This is a genomic window from Streptococcus cristatus, assembly GCF_001578775.1.
Taxonomy (GTDB): Bacteria; Bacillota; Bacilli; order Lactobacillales; family Streptococcaceae; genus Streptococcus; species Streptococcus cristatus_A.
The window spans coordinates 338,643-358,912 of the sequence record NZ_KQ969062.1 but is presented as its reverse complement, the minus strand read 5'-3'; the positions used below and the strand labels follow the sequence as shown (position 1 = coordinate 358,912).

The 20,270-nt window shown below is 42.9% G+C and carries 19 protein-coding genes and 3 pseudogenes; 6 read left to right on the top strand and 16 right to left on the bottom strand.

The window, feature by feature from the left end; translation table 11 throughout:
* The 6 genes from SCRDD08_RS01780 to SCRDD08_RS01755 all read right to left on the bottom strand — a co-directional run.
* Nucleotides 1–299: Rossmann-fold NAD(P)-binding domain-containing protein (locus SCRDD08_RS01780; protein ID WP_462217690.1), on the bottom strand; the 299-nt coding region annotated here is incomplete at its 3' end.
* A 164-nt stretch (nucleotides 300–463) separates the two neighbouring features.
* The gene (locus SCRDD08_RS01775; protein WP_061422161.1) at nucleotides 464–2,011 is read right to left on the bottom strand and encodes an aldehyde dehydrogenase family protein; all 1,548 of its coding nucleotides are present in this window, start codon (nucleotides 2,009–2,011) and stop codon (nucleotides 464–466) included.
* 318 nt (nucleotides 2,012–2,329) lie between these two features.
* A complete protein-coding gene (locus SCRDD08_RS01770; protein ID WP_061422160.1) occupies nucleotides 2,330–3,151 on the bottom strand; it encodes an oxidoreductase in 822 nt (273 codons plus the stop codon).
* 184 nt (nucleotides 3,152–3,335) lie between these two features.
* Complete coding sequence (locus SCRDD08_RS01765) at nucleotides 3,336–3,983, bottom strand: RraA family protein (protein WP_061422159.1); 648 nt, start codon at nucleotides 3,981–3,983, stop codon at nucleotides 3,336–3,338.
* 1 nt (nucleotide 3,984) lies between these two features.
* Entirely contained in the window at nucleotides 3,985–5,373 is a 1,389-nt protein-coding gene (locus SCRDD08_RS01760) for a PTS transporter subunit EIIC (RefSeq protein WP_061422158.1), read from the bottom strand.
* A 17-nt stretch (nucleotides 5,374–5,390) separates the two neighbouring features.
* The gene (locus SCRDD08_RS01755) at nucleotides 5,391–6,818 is read right to left on the bottom strand and encodes a glycoside hydrolase family 1 protein (RefSeq protein ID WP_061422157.1); all 1,428 of its coding nucleotides are present in this window, start codon (nucleotides 6,816–6,818) and stop codon (nucleotides 5,391–5,393) included.
* A gap of 81 nt (nucleotides 6,819–6,899) precedes the next feature.
* Between SCRDD08_RS01755 and SCRDD08_RS01750 the strand changes: the two genes are divergently transcribed.
* Complete coding sequence (locus tag SCRDD08_RS01750; protein ID WP_061422156.1) at nucleotides 6,900–7,781, top strand: LysR family transcriptional regulator; 882 nt, start codon at nucleotides 6,900–6,902, stop codon at nucleotides 7,779–7,781.
* Between the two features lie 409 nt (nucleotides 7,782–8,190).
* Here SCRDD08_RS01750 and SCRDD08_RS01745 read toward each other — a convergent pair whose 3' ends face one another.
* Both SCRDD08_RS01745 and SCRDD08_RS01740 read right to left on the bottom strand, forming a co-directional pair.
* Nucleotides 8,191–8,553 carry a DUF1304 domain-containing protein gene (locus SCRDD08_RS01745; protein ID WP_061422155.1) on the bottom strand — a complete coding sequence of 121 codons (363 nt, stop codon included), beginning with the start codon at nucleotides 8,551–8,553 and terminating at the stop codon, nucleotides 8,191–8,193.
* 15 nt (nucleotides 8,554–8,568) lie between these two features.
* Nucleotides 8,569–9,000 (bottom strand): MarR family winged helix-turn-helix transcriptional regulator, encoded by a 432-nt coding sequence (locus tag SCRDD08_RS01740; protein WP_061422154.1) that lies wholly within the window; start codon nucleotides 8,998–9,000, stop codon nucleotides 8,569–8,571.
* Between the two features lie 175 nt (nucleotides 9,001–9,175).
* Between SCRDD08_RS01740 and SCRDD08_RS01735 the strand changes: the two are divergent.
* The 4 genes and pseudogenes from SCRDD08_RS01735 (at nucleotide 9,176) to SCRDD08_RS01725 (ending at nucleotide 11,874) form a co-directional block, all read left to right on the top strand.
* A pseudogene (locus SCRDD08_RS01735) lies at nucleotides 9,176–9,744 on the top strand (sugar O-acetyltransferase).
* Between the two features lie 153 nt (nucleotides 9,745–9,897).
* Nucleotides 9,898–10,161 carry a transposase gene (locus tag SCRDD08_RS10940; RefSeq protein WP_081104244.1) on the top strand — a complete coding sequence of 88 codons (264 nt, stop codon included), beginning with the start codon at nucleotides 9,898–9,900 and terminating at the stop codon, nucleotides 10,159–10,161.
* A 38-nt stretch (nucleotides 10,162–10,199) separates the two neighbouring features.
* Nucleotides 10,200–10,643: pseudogene (locus SCRDD08_RS01730) on the top strand (transposase); the annotation flags it as partial.
* 85 nt (nucleotides 10,644–10,728) lie between these two features.
* Nucleotides 10,729–11,874 (top strand): low temperature requirement protein A, encoded by a 1,146-nt coding sequence (locus SCRDD08_RS01725; RefSeq protein WP_061422152.1) that lies wholly within the window; start codon nucleotides 10,729–10,731, stop codon nucleotides 11,872–11,874.
* 199 nt (nucleotides 11,875–12,073) lie between these two features.
* On the opposite strand, the gene SCRDD08_RS01720 is transcribed toward SCRDD08_RS01725, so the two are convergent.
* The 3 genes from SCRDD08_RS01720 to SCRDD08_RS01710 all read right to left on the bottom strand — a co-directional run bounded on the left by SCRDD08_RS01720 (nucleotide 12,074) and on the right by SCRDD08_RS01710 (nucleotide 14,709).
* A complete protein-coding gene (locus tag SCRDD08_RS01720) occupies nucleotides 12,074–12,934 on the bottom strand; it encodes an alpha/beta hydrolase (RefSeq protein WP_061422151.1) in 861 nt (286 codons plus the stop codon).
* 207 nt (nucleotides 12,935–13,141) lie between these two features.
* Entirely contained in the window at nucleotides 13,142–13,792 is a 651-nt protein-coding gene (locus SCRDD08_RS01715) for a putative quinol monooxygenase (RefSeq protein ID WP_061422150.1), read from the bottom strand.
* Entirely contained in the window at nucleotides 13,789–14,709 is a 921-nt protein-coding gene (locus SCRDD08_RS01710; protein ID WP_061422149.1) for an amidohydrolase family protein, read from the bottom strand. Before SCRDD08_RS01710 ends, SCRDD08_RS01715 begins: the two co-directional genes overlap by 4 nt.
* 151 nt (nucleotides 14,710–14,860) lie before the next feature.
* Between SCRDD08_RS01710 and SCRDD08_RS01705 the strand changes: the two genes are divergently transcribed.
* Nucleotides 14,861–15,733: a LysR family transcriptional regulator gene (locus tag SCRDD08_RS01705; RefSeq protein WP_061422148.1), complete on the top strand. Its 873-nt coding sequence runs from the start codon at nucleotides 14,861–14,863 to the stop codon at nucleotides 15,731–15,733.
* 45 nt (nucleotides 15,734–15,778) lie between these two features.
* Here SCRDD08_RS01705 and SCRDD08_RS01700 read toward each other — a convergent pair whose 3' ends face one another.
* From SCRDD08_RS01700 to SCRDD08_RS01680, 5 genes and pseudogenes are all read right to left on the bottom strand, one after another.
* The gene (locus SCRDD08_RS01700) at nucleotides 15,779–16,297 is read right to left on the bottom strand and encodes an NAD(P)H-dependent oxidoreductase (RefSeq protein ID WP_231089317.1); all 519 of its coding nucleotides are present in this window, start codon (nucleotides 16,295–16,297) and stop codon (nucleotides 15,779–15,781) included.
* A 15-nt stretch (nucleotides 16,298–16,312) separates the two neighbouring features.
* Complete coding sequence (locus SCRDD08_RS01695; RefSeq protein WP_061422147.1) at nucleotides 16,313–18,070, bottom strand: 1-deoxy-D-xylulose-5-phosphate synthase; 1,758 nt, start codon at nucleotides 18,068–18,070, stop codon at nucleotides 16,313–16,315.
* A gap of 45 nt (nucleotides 18,071–18,115) precedes the next feature.
* Nucleotides 18,116–19,063, bottom strand: coding sequence for an aldo/keto reductase (locus tag SCRDD08_RS01690; RefSeq protein WP_061423244.1), 948 nt, complete (start codon nucleotides 19,061–19,063; stop codon nucleotides 18,116–18,118).
* A gap of 156 nt (nucleotides 19,064–19,219) precedes the next feature.
* A complete protein-coding gene (locus SCRDD08_RS01685; protein ID WP_061422146.1) occupies nucleotides 19,220–19,519 on the bottom strand; it encodes a YciI family protein in 300 nt (99 codons plus the stop codon).
* Between the two features lie 246 nt (nucleotides 19,520–19,765).
* Nucleotides 19,766–19,981, bottom strand: a pseudogene (locus tag SCRDD08_RS01680) (Zn-dependent alcohol dehydrogenase); the annotation flags it as partial.
* Nucleotides 19,982–20,270 lie beyond the last annotated feature (289 nt).

The window sequence follows — 20,270 nt, the reverse complement described above, 5'->3', positions numbered from 1 at the left end:
ATCTTTCCTTGACAGAGACGGGCAAAAGCGACCGCATAACCGTAATCGACCCTTTCAAAGTCAGCCCGCACCCCAGTCCCAATGGCAAAAAAGACATCTGCCTGTTTGAGGATTTCGGGATCCACTTGTGGGTCTTCCAGGTTCGTGACAAGCGTGATCATCTTGGGATGATGGGGCAAGCGGTTAATGGAAGAACGCCCAAGGACGTAGACAGTCGAATAGGCTGGACTAGCCAGCAGTTCCTGTAAGATAGCGCCTCCGACTTCTCCCGTCGCTCCCAGTAAAATAGCAGTTGTCATATTTTTCCCCAATCTGATTTCTTTATAGAAAACATTATAAACCTTGACTAAAGAAAAGCCCATAGCAAGGCATGCCATTGACTTGTCAATTTACGACAGGCTACTACTGCTCTTCACAGAAAAAACACAACAGAAAATCTGCTGTGTTCATTAGAGACGGGCTCTTATTCCATATTTCCCAGTGTGAAGTTGATGACCTGTTGGTTCATGGCATCTGTGGCTTGGCGGTCATTGTATAAGAAACCAGTAGCCGCAAATTGTTCGATCAAGATGGATTTTTCAACCTGTTCAAAGTTGAGAGCGTTTCCGAAGTTTCCAATCCCTGAAACAAAGTTTTCTTTGGTCTCTTTGCAGCCTCCCCAAGTCAGGTAGGCATTAAACCAAACCATTGGAGGGGTGGTGTTGACCGTAATCCCACCGTAGTTGAGTTCGCTAAGGGCTGTTTGAAAGGCGTCTTCATGCTTGGCACGGGTTTCATCATCAATCAGGATCATACATCCTAGAGTCCCCAGCAATGCATCATTGGCAAAGGCGGTTGCTGCTGGTAAAAAGGCTTCGGCAGTCGCTGGTACATCAAGCGCTACTTCTCCCATGATTTGGCAGAAGGCTTCATGCGTGACACCGTAGGCAGACTTGTCCATATCGGGGATAAAGAGGAAGTCTGTGTTGGGGTATTGGCCGCCTTCTGGTTTGATGATTTCTGCTTGTGGGTGAGCTGCTAGGAAAGCCTCCCGTACTTCGGCACTCTTAGGATAGTAGGTCCCAACGGCAAAGGTTGATTGGGCTGCTTGACGGATGGCATCCAAAAATTCTTCCCGTTGTGCCCAGTGTTTGGACGTGATGAAGGTCTGCGGACGTCCACAGGCTGCCCCACCATTACCTTTTGCAATCGATACAATGAGTTCTGCCTGATTTTTGATTTCTTCTGCAGTCCAAGGACGATCGCCAGGAACGATGATGGCAGGGTTATTCCCACCACATTCTGACACTAAGGGAGTATCTGTTGAGTCCATAATATTTTTGGCAACAGCTGTTGACCCTGTGAAGTAGATGGCATCCAGCCCTTCTAACTGGATCAAGTCACGGCTATAGTCCACCCCGGCAAATGAGAGAGCTTTTCGTTCCACAAGGGGTGCAAAAATCTTTTCCCAGACCTTGTCTGTTGCTTCATTTAAGCGGTGGGCCTTGTGAATGACTGTCTTATTGTCAAAGAAGATGGCCTTAATGGTCTCAATAGACGAGCTGTAATTTCCCGCACCTGAAACGGCAATGATACCAGCTTCTTTATCAAGTGGGCTGACTTGCTTGGGCTGGCCGACAAGGCGTAGGTAGCCATGCTGAGTTGCAGCCGTCATCTGATCCACTGGTGCTGTTGGAAAGACTTCCACCTCAAAGGTTCCATCGCCCAAATCACGAATAGATTTGGCTTCTGGCATCTTTCCTGTCTCTGCCAAGGTTTGATAGATAAAGGTGCTGGCATTGATGACATTTCCTACGGCTACCAAGGTCTGCAACATGCCATCTGTTTGAGAGTAAAGGTCTGCCCCCGTCAAACGGTTCTTCATTTCCATCTCTGCTTGACCCAGTTCTGCGCCGTATTGACGCATATTAGCTTGAATCTCAGTCAGGATTTGTAGGCGCTCCTCGATGGAAACCTTGGTCCAAGCTTGGGGATCTAGTTGGTCAAATGCTTCTTGTGCTGTTTGTGTCATAGTGAATACCTCATATTCTGATTTATTTTATACTCAATGAAAATCATTAGCAAACTAGGAAGCTAGCCACAGGTTGCTCAAAACACTGTTTTGAGGTTGCAGATGGGAGCTGACGTGGTTTGAAGAGATTTTCGAAGAGTATTAGGTCTTACTCAACCTTATGGAGCTATTATAGTCCTTTTAACACTGCAAGTGAATGACAGTAGACGCCATCAACTTGTCAGTTTACGCCAATATAGACAGACAATTTCCAGACTTCTCCAAATAAAAAAGACCAGAGCAGGGATGCTCTAGTCTAGAAGAATGCTTTCGTCGCTATTAGCTAGCCCGTTTCATAAGGGCGTCAAACCAGCGGTCTGGTAGGATAGCGTGCAGGAAGACCAAGGGTTTTGCGCCCATGCCGACCAGGTAACGGGTCTTAGGACGGCGGCTGTTGACCGCTTTTGAGATGGCATTTGAGATGACCTTAGGATCTGACATCATGTTGCCAGAGTACTGGCTGCGCATGCCTTCCGCTGCCTTGGTTGCGGCTGCTTCATAGGCACCACCCTTGGCTGACTCGGCCAATTTGTCCGCTGCGATAAAGCCCCAGTCCGTCTTGATGCCACCTGGCTCTACCAAGACCACGTCGATACCAAAGTCTGACACTTCCATCCGCAAGCCATCTGAGAAGGCTTCAAGGGCGTATTTGGTCGCATGGTACCAAGCGCCAAAGTAAGAGGTCAAACGACCGCCCATAGAGCCGATGTTGATGATGCGACCTGACGCTTGTTTTCGCATGTAAGGAAGGACTAGCTTGGTAAGGCTGGCTAGTCCAAAGATGTTGACTTCAAACTGCATCTTGGCTTCTTCGATGGTCACATCTTCGACCGCACCGTATGAGCCGTAGCCAGCGTTATTGACCAAGACATCAATGCGTCCTTCTTTAGCGATGATAGTTTCTAAAGCTTCCTTGATAGAAGCTTCATCCGTAATATCGAGACGGACAGGGGTCACGCCAAAGGCCTTGAGTGGTTCCATGGCATCCACACGACGGGCAGCCCCATAGACGCTGTGGCCTTCTTTGGCCAATTGTTCCGCTGTTTGGTAGCCAATTCCTGATGAAGCGCCTGTGATCAAGATAACTTTTTTGTTTGACATGTTGATTTCCTCTTTTGTTTCATTTGATTGATGAGACTATTATACGATACCAAGCCTGACAAGTAAATGATAATGCCTGACAGTTATTTGACAATTTACGACAGAGACGTTTTCGCTTATGGAGACGCCGTTGCGGCATGGAAAAAAGCCCAGTCACCTGAGCCTTCTTCATTTTCGTTCATTTTTAAACGTGACCGACTTGTTTGTCAGCAATCAATTCTCTAAAGCCGTAGATGTCCAAGGTTGATTTTCCTGCCTTGATGTCAGCTAGAATTTTCTTCTCGCGCTCAAACTTAGCAAAGGCTTTTTCCATGACCTTGTCCTCATCCTCTTTTGGAATGATGACAATCCCGTCACAATCGCCTACGACCAGGTCTCCCTGATGAATAGTCACCCCACCGATGGTGATTTCCTGTCCCATCTTAGCCAGACTTTCCTTGACTGTTGGGGCAGGATTGTAACCCCGAGAATAGACAGGGTACTCCAGCTCATAGATGTCTTGGTAGTCACGACAAGAACCGTCGATCACAACACCTGCTAGTCCTCTGACCTTGCAGGCATTGGCCATCATATCACCAAAATGCCCTGCTTGGTCGAAGCCTTTGAAGGCCAGAAAGAGGACATCGCCTGGCTCTGCTTCATACATGGCTTGATGAATGGCTAAGTTATCTCCTGGCTGACAGTCTACCGTAAAAGCACGACCCACCATATGAACGTGGGGATTGACAGGTTTGATGGCTGTATCCAAGACTCCACGCACTGTGTTTGAGTCTGCGATATTACCTGTTGGTAGTTGACTGATTTTTGCGATAAGTTCATCGGTTAATTTCATCTTAAGCCTCCTCTTCTAATTCTGCAAAAGCAAAGAAATAAACAATCAAGAAGGACAAGACAAAGGAAACCAGGATTCCGACGATAATGGCCACCATGGTCGCTTGAAAAATCGGAATAGCAAGGACACTAGAGTAGCCCATGATAAAGGCCTTGGCACCAAGGAAACCTGCAATCAAGCCACCGATACCTCCACCGATAACAACGCCATACAGAGGTTTTTTCAAACGAAGCATGATCCCGTAGAGGGCTGGTTCGGTAACGCCAGCCATGACACAACCGACCCCACAACTGATAGCCTCTGCACGGAGATCTTGATTTTTTGTCTTGAGAGCAATGGCAAAACAGGCGCCACCTTCAGCAATGTTATGAAGGATCAATGCAGGTCTAAAGAATCCGTCGAATCCTAAGCTTGAAAGACTTTGCACCATAAAGGGACTAAAGAGGTGATGAATCCCGGCCACAATAATAAAGGGAAGACCAGCTGCCAAAATTCCGACCGCAAAAGGACCAACCGTTGATTGTAAAAAGCTGAGTCCCAGCATGATGTAGTTTCCAATATAGGTGCCGATTGGGCCAAGAATAATATAGCCTAGCGCCTCTGAAATAGCAATAGTCAAGACCCCAACAAAGACGGCACGGAAAATTCCCGGAATAATTTTATTAAGAATGCCTTCCAATTTCCCAGCCACATAACTGATCAAGATCGCAGGAATTAAACTGCTGACATAGGTATCCAGTAAGACACCAACTCCAAACAAACTGATGGGTTCACCCTTGGCAACCAAAGCCACAAAATCCGGTGAAATCAAGGCTGCGCTTGCGGCCATGGCAAAGATCGGTGTCGTTCCCATGTGTTTAGCAACCCCAAAAGCTACAAAGATAGGCATGAAGTAGAAGGGTGTATTGGCAATAAAGCTCAAAAGAGCATAGGAAGAAGTCCCTTTAAAGCTCGGCACCACTAAGATAGCAATCAAGAGAAAGAGCTTGAACATTCCTCCAGCCACCAGTCCAGGTACCATAGGAGTCACGGAACTTCCGATAAAACCAATCAAGTCACTAATGACTTTTTTGGGTGTTCGTTTTTCTTTTGATCCATCCCCTACTGGCGCCTCTACGGCTAATTGTTTACTTTTCTTATTGTAAATCTTCTCTACCTCAGAATAGATGGGAAGCAGATTCATCCCTAACACAATCTGGAGTTGCCCTGTGGCATCCACTACTCCCAAGACTGCCTCCACCTTTTCAAGCTTATCTGTGATTTTGCTTTTGTCCTTAATGACAAAGCGCAGACGAGTCATACAGTGGGTGACAGAGGCGATATTGTCAAGTCCCCCTACTTCTTTAATGATTTCTTTGGCAATGCGTTTGTTGTCTAACTCTTTAGCCATAGTATTATCCTACTTCTTTATAAATTTTTTCCATTAGTTGCGATGACAGCCTTGTACCAGTCAAAGCTATCTTTTTTAATGCGTTCTAAGCTACCGTTTCCGTCATTGTCTTTGTCCACATAGATAAAACCGTAGCGTTTTTTCATTTCGGCTGTTCCAGCAGACACGATATCAATTGGTCCCCAGTAGGCATAGCCCCAAACCTCTACCCCGTCTTTGATGGCTTCCTTAAGGGCTTTGAGATGGGCTTCTAGATAAGCCATTCGGTAAGGGTCATGAATCTGACCATCTACCACCTGGTCCACAGCTCCTAGCCCATTTTCAACTGGAAAGAGTGGCACTTGGTAACGATCCCAAACTTCATTAAGGGTGTAGCGGAAGCCTGTCGGGTCAATCTGCCAGCCCCAGTCAGAGGTTTCAAGGAAGGGATTGGGAGTTCCGATATCGCCACCTGTATCCCCAAAGAAAGGTTGCCCCAGTTCATGCGTGGTAGTTTTATAGTAACTAAAGGCCAGAAATTCACTGGTATAAGTTCTTAAAAGTTCTAAGTCCCCTTCTTGGATCTCAATGTGAACATCATTTTCCTGCCACAAACGGTAAACATAGTTCGGGTAAGTTCCTCGAATCATGACATCGGAGAAAAAGAGAGTTCTGCGACGTAGGTTCATGGTCTCAAGCACTGTTTCTGGGTTGCAATCATAAGGATAGACATTACTTAATGATAACATACATCCAATCTTGACGTCATTTCCCATAATTTCTTTCCCCATCTTGATAGCCAAGGAATTGGCGACAAACATGTGGTGATTGGCCTGGTAAACGATTTCCATCTTGTTAGTTTCTGTCCCATCAAAGAGAATCCCTCCCACATAATCAGGATTTCGGCGCATATTGTTAATTTCGTTAAAGGTCATCCAGTACTTGACCTTGTCCTTATAGCGGGTAAAGATGGCCTCTGTATAGCGAAGATAGAAATCAATCATCTTACGATTACGCCAACTACCGTATTTCTCCACCAAGCCCATAGGCGTCTCATAGTGAGAAATAGTAATCATAGGTTCAATACCGTTGGCAAGCAATTCATCAAAAAGGCGATCATAAAAAGCCAAACCTTCTTCATTCGGTTTTTCTTCGTCCCCATTTGGAAAAATGCGCGTCCAGTTGATAGAGGTCCGAAAGATCTTAAAGCCCATTTCCTTAAAGAGAGCGATATCTTCTTTATAACGATGGTAAAAGTCTATAGCCTCACGACCTGGGAAATAATCGGTGTCATTGGGCAAACCACGAAAATGATGGTGAATTCCCTTGCGGAAACAGGTGGCCAAATCTACCCCTTTTCCACCCTCGTCCCAAGCACCTTCTGCCTGATTGGCTGCAATAGCACCACCCCAGAGAAAGTTTTTTGGAAATTCACTAATTACCTGATAGGGAAATGTTGTCATCATACTGTACTCCTTTTTATGATTAAGACTTGATAAATGCATCAAGATAGTGTTAAATGATAGTAGAAAGAAGAGGACTCCTTCATGAACTATGCTGAAATTGAAACCTTTTTAACCGCAGTTGAGCTCAAGAGCATCTCGGCTGCTGCCAAAAAACTCTATATCTCTCAAGGAACCGCTAGCCACCGCATCCAAAACCTAGAAGCTGATCTGGAAATCCAGCTCTTTTTCCGGCAACCGGGGCAAAAGCAATTGGTGCTAACCAAGAGTGGCGAGGAATTTTTGTCTCTAGCCAAGCAATGGAAGAGCCTCTATCAAGAAACCCACCACCTCAAGTTTCAGCAGCACTTGACCCACTTGTCTGTGGCTGGGATCGAGTCGGTCAATACCTTTGCGCTTCTCCCTTTTTACAAGGACTTTGCCCTCCAGCATCCTGAAATCAAACTCAAACTCTCGACCTACCACTCCAATGAGATCTACGAACTTCTCAACAAAGGAGCCATTGACCTTGGCTTCACCTACGCCTATGCCAACTACCCAACCGTCCAGGTCGAAGCCCTCTTTACCGAGCCTATGGTCCTGGTAACTCAGCAGACAAGTGTCCTACCAGAAGTGCTCTCTTTAAGAGAACTAGATCCTGGAAAGGAAATCTACATCAACTGGGGAGTGGATTTTGAGATTTGGCATCGGGAGCAATTTCCCTCTTCAGCGGAACAATGGATCACCGCTGGAAACTGCCACATGCAACTGTCCCTTCTTGACTTCACGGACTCTTGGGCTTTTCTACCCTTGAGCGTCGCCAAGCAACTGGATCCAAACCACTACCGGCAAGTAGACTTCATTGAAGATCCGTTGCAGAAAACCTGCTACTGCCTAACCCCAGCCTCTCTCTTACCTGATAAAGAGGCGGTGCTAGGAATCTTGCTAGAAGATATGAAGCAATTTCTCTCCGTCAGAGGTTTTTGATTACGCTTTCATTATATCGGTTTAACCTATATTTGTAAATCGAATATTTTAAATAGATAATATTTATAAAATCGATATTTAAATTTAAAATCTAGTCCATCCTTCTATGATCCCCCTCTTCTTAACCTCCCCTAAAATGCTTAACGAGCATTTTTAGGAAAAAGCAAGAGGCTGGGACAAAAGTCCTAGCCTCTCAATTGTTTTTGGATTGTCGAGCAAGACGCAGTGGTTGAGTGGGCTCTACTGCGCTGATTTCATCAGCTTTTACAGCCCTACTCAACTGTGCGGAGGTGGGACGACGAAATCGAATTCTAACGAATTACCGATTTCTGTCCCACTCTCTCAAAACCAAAAAACCTGAACTCAAGTTCTCTTAATGCTCGAGTTCAGGCTTTTTCTTTATTTTCCTTTATTTAAAGAGCAAGATAGAAATCAAGGCCAAAATCGCTGGGCCACCTTGCTTGAGGATGATTTTCTTGTCGGCTGTAAGCGATCCATAAGTGGCTGCTCCGATAACAAAGAGGACAAAAATGGTCACAATCTCAAGACTGCCAGAGATAAAAATGCCATAGAGGAGGAAAAGGGCAATCAATAGATTGTAAATTCCTTGATTTTTAAAGAGGGAGGTGACGGATTTTCGGGCCAATTCTTCCTTTTCCATGTTAAAGACACGGCTGGTTGCATCTGACTGGGTCGCGATGCTTTCTAGATAAAAGATATAGATGTGTTCTAAAGCGACAAGACTTGCTAAGATAAGGGTGATAAGTGACATGTGTATTCCTACTTTCTAATGTTCCAGGCTGACTTCTTCCAAGCCAGTAACTAATTTTTCCAACAATCGAGACAGCTCCTTGCTTTCGCTCGCTGTCAAAATACTTTCCATCTGCTCCTTTGTGGAGAGATGATGCGCAGACGGATGGGTAAGTAGCTGCTCACGCGCATCCTCTGTCAAGGCTACAATCGACTCTCTTTGGTTCAGTGGGTTACGTTCTCTAGTGACATAGCCCTCTTCCTCCAAAATCTTAAAATGGCGAGCCAAAGCTGCTTGGTCAATCCTCAAGATATCCTTGAGGGCAATTTGACTTGACTCCCCATGCAACAAGAGATACTGCAACATCTGGTAGCGGGTCAGGCTGATTCCTAGCTCCTTTTCAAAAAGGTGGGTCGTCGCCTGGTCAGCCAGATGAAGCTGGTAGAGGAGATCATTGATTGAGATCATCTTCAGCTCCTTTCTATATTTGATAAATCAACAGTTGATAAGTCAATTATAACTTCATTTTTTAAAAAAGCAAGTATCTTGCTCAGAAAAAGAATAGAACAAGAAGCTGCCCTTGAGTCACTAGGGTTTCTTTTGATATATATAATAGAAAGAAAATGAAACGTCTGGAGGCTTTATGACATCTGAATACCAAAAAATGATCGCCGGTCACTACTACTTGCCCGGTGACCCTGAACTCAGACAGCTTGCTCAAGAATCTCGTCGCCAACAATACGCTTCTAACCAAGAACAAGATGCGAAAAAGCGGACGGCTATCATCCAATCTTGGTTTGGAAGCACCGGCCAACACCTCCACACGGAAACAGGCTTTTGCACGGACTATGGAATCAATATCCACGTCGGCGAGTACTTCTATGCCAATTGGAATCTGACCATGCTAGATGTCTGTCCCATCACGATTGGGAACAATGCTATGATTGGACCCAACTGTCAGTTTTTGACTCCCCTTCATCCTTTGGATCCTGAGGAGCGCAATTCCGGCATCGAGTACGGAGCACCTATCACGATTAGGGATAATTTCTGGACTGGTGGGGGAGTGACGGTTCTACCTGGTTCACCTTGGGAGACAATGTCGTAGCAGGAGCGGGGGCGGTCATCACCAAATCATTTGGAGACAATGTCGTGCTAGCTGGAAATCCTGCCCATGTCATCAAGACCATTCCAGTGAAAGAAAAAAAGCAATAAAAAAATTTGATACCTAGGATAAGATGGAGAAGGTTTGAAGAGTTTTCAATTTTTTCTCATCATTGGACGATTCTCTAGTCTGAATTAGAATTTTCTCCTTTAGGACCATAAGTCTAAGAACCTGCATTCACAAAAAAATGTTAAACTAAAGTTATGACACGAAAAGCATATGATACTGATTTAAACGATCAAGAATGGGCAAAGCTTGAACCCTATTTCTCCAAACACCGCACCTATAAATGGTCGAAACGAGAACTTGTTAATGCGACTTTGTACATCACTAAAACAGGCTGTCAATGGCGCATGCTCCCTCATGACTTTCCTCCTTATCCAACGGTATGGAGTTTCTTTCGTCGTGCTAAGGCGAGTGGTCTGTGGGATACCATCTTGACTGAGCTGGTTAAAAAAAGCGACTAAAAGCTGATAGGTCAGTCTCTCCAACCTATGCTATCATAGTGAAAACAACGGATGCTGCAGAGGAACGAGGTATTGACGGCGGTAAAAAAGTAAAAGGGAGAAAGCGCCACATTGTGGTTGATACCATGGGGAATCTTCTTGATGTTGTGGTTCATGCAGCTAATCTTCACGACACAAAATCAGGGATTTTAGTAGCGCGTCAAGTGATGGCACCATTCCCGACAATCAAGGCTTTTTCAGCTGATGCTGGTTATAGGAAAAGTTTTGAAGAGATGATGGCACAGGAGTTCCAGTGTCCAGTAGATATTTCTGAAAAAATCAAAGGAAGTTGGCGAATCATACCAAAGCGTTGGGTAGTAGAGCAGACTTTCTCATGGTTGAACCACTATCGAAGATTAGCCAAGGATGTTGAAAAATCTGTATCATCTGAAGTTGCTTTTGTAAAACTATCTCACATTCATCGGATTTTAAGGACGTTATGATGTTGTGAATACAGGTTCTAACTTTTTTTATCCTCTTCTTTTTGATATAATAATGAATTGACATTCACACTTTGAAAGGACTATTATGACATCCCTCATCAAGCACAAACGAGTAGAGTATAGTGAACTCTTTTATGATCTGGTCTTTGTTTATGCCATTTCCAAAACAACTGCCCTTATCCATCATCTTCACCATGGTGTCTTATCGTTAGATGCCATCTTTGGTTTCCTGATGATGCTTCTGGTTCTGGTCAATTCTTGGATGATTCAGACCGTCTATACCAACCGCTATGGAAAGAATTCCCTTTTCAATATGACTGTCATGTTCATCAATATGGCCATGCTGCTCTTGATATCAAATATGATTACTAATGACTGGCAGTCCTATTTCCATACCTTCTGCTGGGCAGTTGGAACTTTGACCCTAACCCTATTTTCCCAATATCTAGTAGAGTATTTGCGTAAGTCTACCACTCCGGCTAATCGGAAAAGTATCAAGGGTTTTCTTTGGATGACGGGGCTTCGAACCATTTTGGTCTACCTAGCTGCTCTTTTGCCAATTCATATTGGGATTCATATTTACATGACTGGGATTCTTTTAACCTTTATCATGCCCATCACCTTGACTCGACATGCTAGAAGTTTTCAGATCAATCTCCCCCACCTGATTGAGCGTATCTCATTACTGGTTATTATTACCTTCGGAGAGATGATTATGGGACTAGCGGACTTCTTTACAGTTGAAAATTTCTCTATCCACTCTATCCTTTACTTTATCATCATGGTCAACCTCTTTATGAACTACTTTGGTCAGTTTGACCATGCCATTGATGAAGAAGGAAAGAACAAAGGAATCTTCTTAATCTACAGCCATTATCCAATTTTCATTGGCTTAATTATGGTGACTGTTTCTATGAGTTTCTTGGTCAATCCAGATGTCCATCACCTTTTTGCGACTAGTTTCTTCTATACGGGTATCGGCCTCTTTCAAGCTGCTATCCTTGCAAATGGCTATTTTAACAAGAGTTACCTCAAGTATGACAAGCTCTATTATGGCTTGCAAGTCGCATTCTTCCTTATCGGACTGGCTCTCTCCCTTCTTTTTTCAGCCAATCCTACCATTGTCATCACCATTGCAACCTTGATGACCTTAGCAATGGAAGTCCATTTCACACATTTTTATATGACCCGAACTAAGAAATTCTCAACTCCAGATTGGGATTTGTATTAAAAAAAGAGGCTGGGACAAAAGTCCTAGCCTCTCAATTGTCTTTGGATGTCGAGCAAGACGCAGTGGTTGAGTGGGCTCTACTACGCTGATTTTATCAGCTTTTACAGCCCTACTCAACTGTGCGGAGGTGAGACGACGAAATCGAATTCTAACGAATTACCGATTTCTGTCCCACTCTCTTTTTTGTTTTCTTATAAACTCATTTACCCCACAAGAAAGCAATCATCGGCTCATCAACTAAAGCTGTTTCATGAAGTTTACTGTGTTGGCCATCAGGACCTGTGATTTCCTTTTCTTGATAAGATTTGACATGTCCTTTAAGCAGGTAGCCCAAAGATTGACTAGACAAATTGGTCACGCGCTCATCACTCCCTTTACCTGTATTGCCATAGATGTTAAGAACTTCAACCTGACCTTGAGGGTAGTGATTTCCAAGAGACAAGAGCTCTTGATAAGACTCTGTCATGCTAGATGGTTTTCCTTCGTCATCTAGTGTGATATTTTTCGGTTCATCCATACCAATGATTCCGTTAAAGTGACCAGCAATATCCACTTGTTTGATCAGTTTAGGTAGACTCGTATCACTGCCGTGTTGGAGCATATAGTAGACGATGGCCATATTCCCGTATGAGTGAGCAACCATATTCATCTCCTTAATTCCATAAGTATTTTGGAGAGCTTTGACAACAGCGTAGGCATAGTTGCCCTGATCCTGAGTGCTAGCCCCTCGATTATTGTCAAAATTGACTAGGACAATCGGATTGACAGCATCTTTAGGAATGGTTCCTTTTAGAGTGACTGTCCCATCCTCAGCTACCTTAGCTTTGATAATAGTCTGAGTAACGCCAGCTTTTTTAGCCGCATTAGCCATATGTATTTCTGCACGACTGCTTGAACCCCAACCATGGAAAAAGATAGTCGGACGGCTTGATTGGATATATGTTTTTCTTGCTTCTGCTTTTACGGCCTGCGCTTGGTTTTGGTGAATGAAATACCAACCACCTGCACAAACAAGGGCAAGCATTGCAAGAATACCGATAGTAAACGTCTTTTTAATCATAAACACCTTTCTTATTTGCCTACATGAATCAATTGCCTCCTTTTTATCCTATTTTCAAATCTTGTGACTATTTTTTAGTACGATAAAAAAAGAGTAGTTCGTAGTCAATTAGTTTTAAATTTATCTCTCTTTTATTTTTAACTCAATCAAAACAGTTCTCCAACTCTTTCGATTTCAAACAATCCGACTCTTGCACTCAATGATTTTTTAGAATGTCCCCCTACTCACCACAAGTTGGGGTGTCAGTACTTGCAACCTTTTATCTAAAACCATATCTTTAGTTTTCTGGATATAGGTTTTAAAATGTGAGGTTTCTCGATGTTTGTCGTAAGCCTCTTGGTCTTGGTATAGTTCAATAAAAATCCACTCATCTGGTTGTTCCGTCACACTAGCTGCAAAAAGCAGTTGTACGCCTTCTTCAAGTTTAATAGACTGCTTCATCTCCTTAGCTACAACCCCTTTGAAGGCAGCAATCTGATTTTCCTTAATCGTTAAATGTTCGATTCTGAGTTGTTGGTTAGATGCTTGCAAAAGACTTAGTCCTCCCTCTTTCTCCACCAAAACCTCTGGTGTCAGATTGACTACCTGACGGCCTTGTAGATGGTCTACTGCAAAGGAGGCGAAGGCTTGAAAATGTTGAGAAGCCGCATGTGTTTTATAAGCATTTTCATCAGCATATATTTCAATCACATAGGTTCGCTCAGGTTGCTCTTTTTCAGCACCCATTGCCATAAAGAATGTTCCTGGTTCTTTCTCTATTGAGGTTTGAAAATTTTGACGACCAATTTCTTGCAAGTCCTCTAAATCTTCAAGTCGCCAATCGAGTGTAAAAAGTCGCATTTGCAATTCTTTGTTCATTTTGCTCTTCCTTTTCCTAGTAGAGTACTGAAATTATCAGCTAAAATAGCTTCCTGTTGCTCATTTGTCAAAGTCATATTCTCAATGGCTTCAATTATCTCATGGGTTGCACCTGCCGGTGCGACACCTAGTGGGGCATCTGTCCCAAAAAGAATACGGTCCACTCCAAAGAAATCCGCTGCTAATTCCAGTGCTTTTGTATTGCCTAAAATAGCTGTATCTACATAGAATTTTCGGAAATCTTTAGCTAAGGTTTCAGATAAAATACGGTCAATCCGACCTGCAAAATAGGGAGCCATGGCCCCAGCATGGTGGACAATCACCTTAAGATTCGGGAACTCTTGGAAATAACCCGCCTCTACAATCTGGTACATGGCTTGAGTTAACTCGTATTCCCAAGAAAAGACGATGTTGTTGTCTGGCTTGCGCTCATCAAATACAGGATGAAGCCAAATCGGAAGGTCTAATGCAGCACATTTGGCAAAAATTGACTTGAAACGTTCATCTGCCACAGACTCACCAAGATGACGTGTGAAGAGCTGAACCCCTAAAAGTTCCTCTGTTTGAGCAACCTGTTCCAGAATTCCCAAACTTGCTTCAATATTATTCAAAGCCAGCATGGCGACACCACCCACAAAGATATCTGAGTTGACACGCACAGTCTTCGTCAATTCCTCATTGGCCTTCTTAACCAAGAGTGGTGCTACTTTTTCATTGGCATAGTCTTCAGGATTAGCATTTACGTAAGAGATGACTTGTTTGACCCCTTCCGGCATGAGCTTACGACGAAGTTCCATATCGCTCAAGATAGGGTTTTGAATAAAGGGCATCTTCTGGGGCAGTTCGGGATCTAGCATCAGCATACGCTTGTAAAATTCAGGCAGCAAAACGTGTGCAAACACATCGATTTTTGTCATGGGAGTCTCCTTTTGTATTTCTCCATTCAATTATAGCAGATTATTTTACAACATTTGATAATTTTTGATAATTAAGGAAACGATAGAGGACAGTGAAAAAAGAAAGCTTGTGATATAATGAAGTCATTAGAAATCAAAGGAAAATACAATTATGGAGCTAAGAGTCTTACAGTATTTCATTACGATTGCTGCGGAGGGGAATATTACCAAAGCATCGCAAATCCTTCATGTATCGCAACCAACCCTATCTAAACAACTGCGTGATTTAGAAGACGAATTGGGAATCCAACTATTTGATCGTGGTAACCGTGGTATGACACTGACACCGGGAGGGGAATATTTTCTGGGGAAGGTAAAAGACATGATATCCCTATTAGATGGTACTTTAGCCAATCTCCGAACTCAGGAGACTTTGACTGGGGAATTGCATATTGGAACAAATGAGAGCCCCAAACTCAAGGAGTTAACAGCTATATTCGCTGAGATTGAGAAGGACCATCCTGATACACAACTCCATTTACATGGTTTAAGAATGGAAGACGCTTTTGAACAGCTAGATAAAGGCTTATTAGATTTTGTTCTCTCAGTAGGTTTGGTCAAAACTGAACGCTATGAACATATCCGGCTCCCTTGGATGGACCAGGCAGCTATTGTTCTACCCAAAGACCATCCTCTAGCTCAAAAAGAGACTATTGAAGCGAGCGACCTTGAAGGACTTCCTCTCATCGTGTTTGGCCAGAAGGAAGCCTACCATGATCTGAGCAATTGGTTTGGAAAGAGTATCGATCAACTTCATATCGTCGGCTCTTTCAATATTCCATCCATCGGGATTCAAATGACCCTTTCCAGCTTAGGTTTTGCGTTCAGTTTAAGCGGCTTACCCTTGCCAGCCGAGCTCGTATCTCGACCTCTAAAGCCACTAGCAACACCGACACTGCGCTTAATCTGGAAAAAAGATCATACCTTATCTGATTTAGCTCAAGCTTTCCTTCAGCGTATCAAAGACTTACCAGCAACGGATTAACATTCCTTCAAGATCAAGGCCTTCATAACTAGTGGCCTTGATTTTTTATTTCCTTAGATATTTAACATAGTCTTTGGCTTTCTCTTGCAACTCCTCATCTGAAATACTTAAGGTTCCAGATAGAATGAAGGGCTTTTGAAAGACCAGCCCTGTATGGTAAGAAATGGTCTCAAAAGGTTTAAGCAGTGTTTCAGTGGTCACATGAAATCGACCATCTTCTGTATAGTCAACATCACTGGCACCTTGAGTGATTGCTAAAATCACTTTTTCCCCTTGAAGTGCATGTCCATTTGAACCATAGGCCCAACCGTATTCTAAAACAGTATCCAACCATTCTTTCATAAGAGCTGGTGATGAATACCAGTGCATAGGAAATTGAAAAACGATAGTATCCGTATCTTCTAGGACAGATTGCTCAACCGATGCATCCACTTTAAAATCAGGATAGAGCTCATACATATCACGCACCTCAACTCCCTCTTTTTCTGCTTTGTTGGCAAGGATTCGGTTCACACGAGACTGTCTTAGGTTTGGATGAAAAAGGAAAATTCTCGTTTTCAACATTGACAACACCCCTTTCTAATTTAATTGATTCAAAATATAAGATGTATTTTTTTCAACAGTTAGACCATTTTCGGCCATGAGTTGCGTGCAATCGTAACGGTCATGGTAGTTTTTGGAAATTCCAAAATTTTTGACCTTGAGTGCTGTATCACCTAGGTAACTGGCTACCATCTGTCCATACCCTCCTTCGACAATCCCATCTTCTAAGGTGACTACTAGCTCGTGTTTTTCTTGCAAATTGTCCAGTAAGGTCTCATCTAAACCTGTAATATAGCGAGGATTAACAAGGGTTGCTGTGATACCATGTTTTTCTTTTAGTTCTTGTGCTACTTCTTCAGCGAAGCCATAGAAATTACCCAGACCAAAGAGTGCGACTTGACGACCTACCTGCATCACTTTATTTTTGTTCAATTGAGAATAGTCTGTTTTGTCTGCCTGACCTATCTCTCTTAGTGGACCCACGGGGACACGAATAGCAACTGGATGTTCTTCTTGTTCAATCGCCCAATCCAACATAGCTAAATGTTCTTCCTTAGAAGTTGGTGCTAGATAAACCACATTGGGAATATGAGACAAGAAAGGGATATCAAAGAAACCAAGGTGGCTCTCATCATTCATGCCATTGACAGAGGCCATATAAACCAGCACTGTCACGGGTTGATTGTTTAACGCAATATCATGTGACCATTGGTCATAGGTTCGTTGCATGAAGGTAGATGCTACTGCCCAAACAGGTTTGGCACCATTCTTAGCAAGCCCCACTGACATGGTTGCGGCCTGCTCTTCTGCAATGCCAACATCGATAAATTGGTTACCGGCTTCTTTTCTTTGGTCTTGGTTAAGAAGAAACATTGGAGTTCCTGCAGTCAAAGTTACGACAGTTGGGTCTTTTTTGATTTTATCAAGAACCAGATTCGTCGTGATGCTGGAATACGTTTTACCACCAGTATTAAAGGATTTGTATTCACCTGTTTCTGGGTCATATGGCCCACCTGCGTGATAGGCCTCCTTATTTTTCTCCATGAAAGGCATACTGTGTCCTTTAATGGTATGAATATGTAAGAGCACTGGATGATCTGTGTCTTTTACCTCTTCAAACAGGGCAATCAATTGATCTAAATCATTTCCTTCCTCTAAATAGTGGTAGTCAAACCCAAGTGCTTTAAAGAGATTATCTGAAGTTTCCCCCTTACTCTCACGAAGTCTACGAAGGGCTGTGTAAATGCCACCGGTTGGATTAGCTGCAATAGACTGGTCGTTGTCATTAACAATTACAATGGTATTGGTATTGCTAGTAGCAATCATATTGAGACCTTCATAAGCCATTCCACCTGACAAGGAGCCATCCCCAATAATGGCAATGACATTATTTTTCTCCCCCTTAAGGTCGCGCGCCCTTGCCACACCTGAAGCTAAAGACAAAGAGGTTGAGGTATGCCCTACGGTAAAGAGATCATGGTCACTTTCCTTCGGATTGGTATAACCAGACACATCATCATAATGATCAGGGTCCAAAAAGGCCTGTGCACGTCCTGTCAGCATCTTATGCACATAAGACTGGTGAGAGACATCAAAAATAAACTTATCAATTGGAGAGTTAAAAACATAATGAAGCGCGACAGTCATCTCAACAACACCAAAGTTTGGACCGTTGTGCCCACCATGCTGTGATGTTTTTTCTAGGAGGGCTTGGCGTGCCTCCTCAACTACTTGATCAAGTTCTTCTTTGCTTAATCGTTTTAAATCACTTGGGGATTGAATGTTTTCTAACATATTAAAACCTTCTTTCAAATTCGTTAAATGTAGTCGCAAATGATGTTAGGCTTGACCTTCCCAGCCACCACGCGTATCTACACCTGAGTTAACAGCCAATTGTTCGAGGTAAGAAACCTCTTGCTCTGTCAATTTAATGGATGCTACTTTGGCAGCATCTTCTACTTGTTCAACCTTTGTTATCCCTAGAATTGGTGTTGTGTCGCGGCCAATCGCCCATGCAGTTGCGATTTGAGCCACTGAAGCATCATATTTTTCTGCGACTGCTCGAAGACCAGTGAGGAGAGAACGAAGTGCTGGGAAGAGTGGATTATAAGTTTTTCCACGTTGTGAATCAGCTGGAAGTAAGTTATTTTCATCGTATCGACCAGAAAGTGCCCCTTGCTCCAATACCATATAAGAAAAGAATTGAATATCATTTTCTTTACAGTAATCAAGGAGGCCATCATCAATCGAACTACGGTAGAGGAGACTAAAGTGGTTCTGAATGGCTGAAATTTTAACTCCTGAAGGCTCCAAAATTTCTTGAACGCGTTTGAGCTGTTCCAAGCTATGGTTTGAAACCCCAACACGTTTCACCTTTCCTGCCTTCACAAGATCTGGTAGATATGGCGTCCAACGTTCCACATCTACTGAGTTGTGGATCCAGTAGATATCAATATAATCGGTCCCCAGACGTTCCATACTGCCGTCCAACATTTTTTTAACAGGATTTTTTGCAGTATCATCTTGCATTCCTGGGGTAAATTTTGTTGAAATGATAAGGTCTTCGCGGTTATAAGGTTCTAGTGATTGACCTAGAATCTTTTCAGATTCACCGATACCATATGCATAAGCTGTATCAAAGACATTTAAATGATTCTCCAAAGCAGCATCTACGACAGCCTTTAGATCATTTGCTCCAAGTGTGTTGCCAAATACAGCATCTCCTCCAAACATTCCAGATCCCCAAGACCAAGTGCCAAGTGCAATTTTTGCATCCTTCGTATTCATTGTTGTCATGTTTATTTCCTTATTATTCCTATTTGGAATACCTTTCTAGTTATATGAGACACTCGCCTCACATGATAAATTTAGTATAAGTTTCAATTATTTAGATACGTAAAACTTCATTCCTATAGCGAACGATTCTTTTTTGTTAAAGTCCACTTACTGTCCTTTATAGTCTGAAAGATGATTTGCAATTAGGTTAGCTTGAAATTCACTAACATCATATGTGGCATAATCGGGATAGTAAGCATCTTGTGAAAGAATCTTATCTAGCCTAGCACGATCTCCCGCCTTGGCAATGGCAATACCTGCCATTCCTTTATCTTTATATGGACCAACAATTAGGAAATTGCCCTTATCAAACTGGTCAGTAAACCAAGCGCGATGTCGACGTAATAAGTCATCCTCATCTTCTTTAGCAATCTTTTTAGTCTTTATCGTAATAGTTACTAAATACACGGTTAATACCTCTTTCTTTTTGATGCAACTAGTATACTGCCATAGCTAAATCTTGTAAAATACTTAGAAATCATACCCAACTATTCGTTTTAGTTATAGTTGAACAAATAGTTAGATAGCAATGGCAGAACAAAGGCACACAATCCTTTTATGTTCTTCAAAGCAATCCATTGCCTCTTTTACAACAAAGAAAAAGGCTTGAAAGCACAACTATCTGTTGCATTCCAAACCTTTTGTAGAACTGAACTAATCCATAACAATCATAGACTTAATAGACTTGCGTTCATCCATATCTTTATAGGCTTGATCAATATCTTCCAATTTATAGCTTGTGGTAAAGACACTTTCTGGATTAATATCACCATCAAGGACAGCCTTAAGCAAGAACTGTTTGTCATAGGTGGTGACAGAGGCTGCTCCACCTGCCACTGAGATATTTTGGGCAAAGGTCAAACCAAGAGCACAGACAGTATTGTTAGATATTTAACCTGTCTACTTGACAGGGGGCATATCATTTATTGGTGCACTATATTTTACAATTTATCATTTTAAATGTTCACCCTTCCTGTGCTACCTGCTTTTAGGTTGATTATCTCACGATTGGTCAGATAGGCACAAACTGATCAGTAGAAAGAATCACAGACTAATATAGTTACTGCATCAGCAGGTTCAGCTGCAGTCAGCCACGGGAGGCACTAGAAAGAAGAACATTTCGTCCTGTCCTCTATTTCTTTTGGGTTCCTTTCCTCAA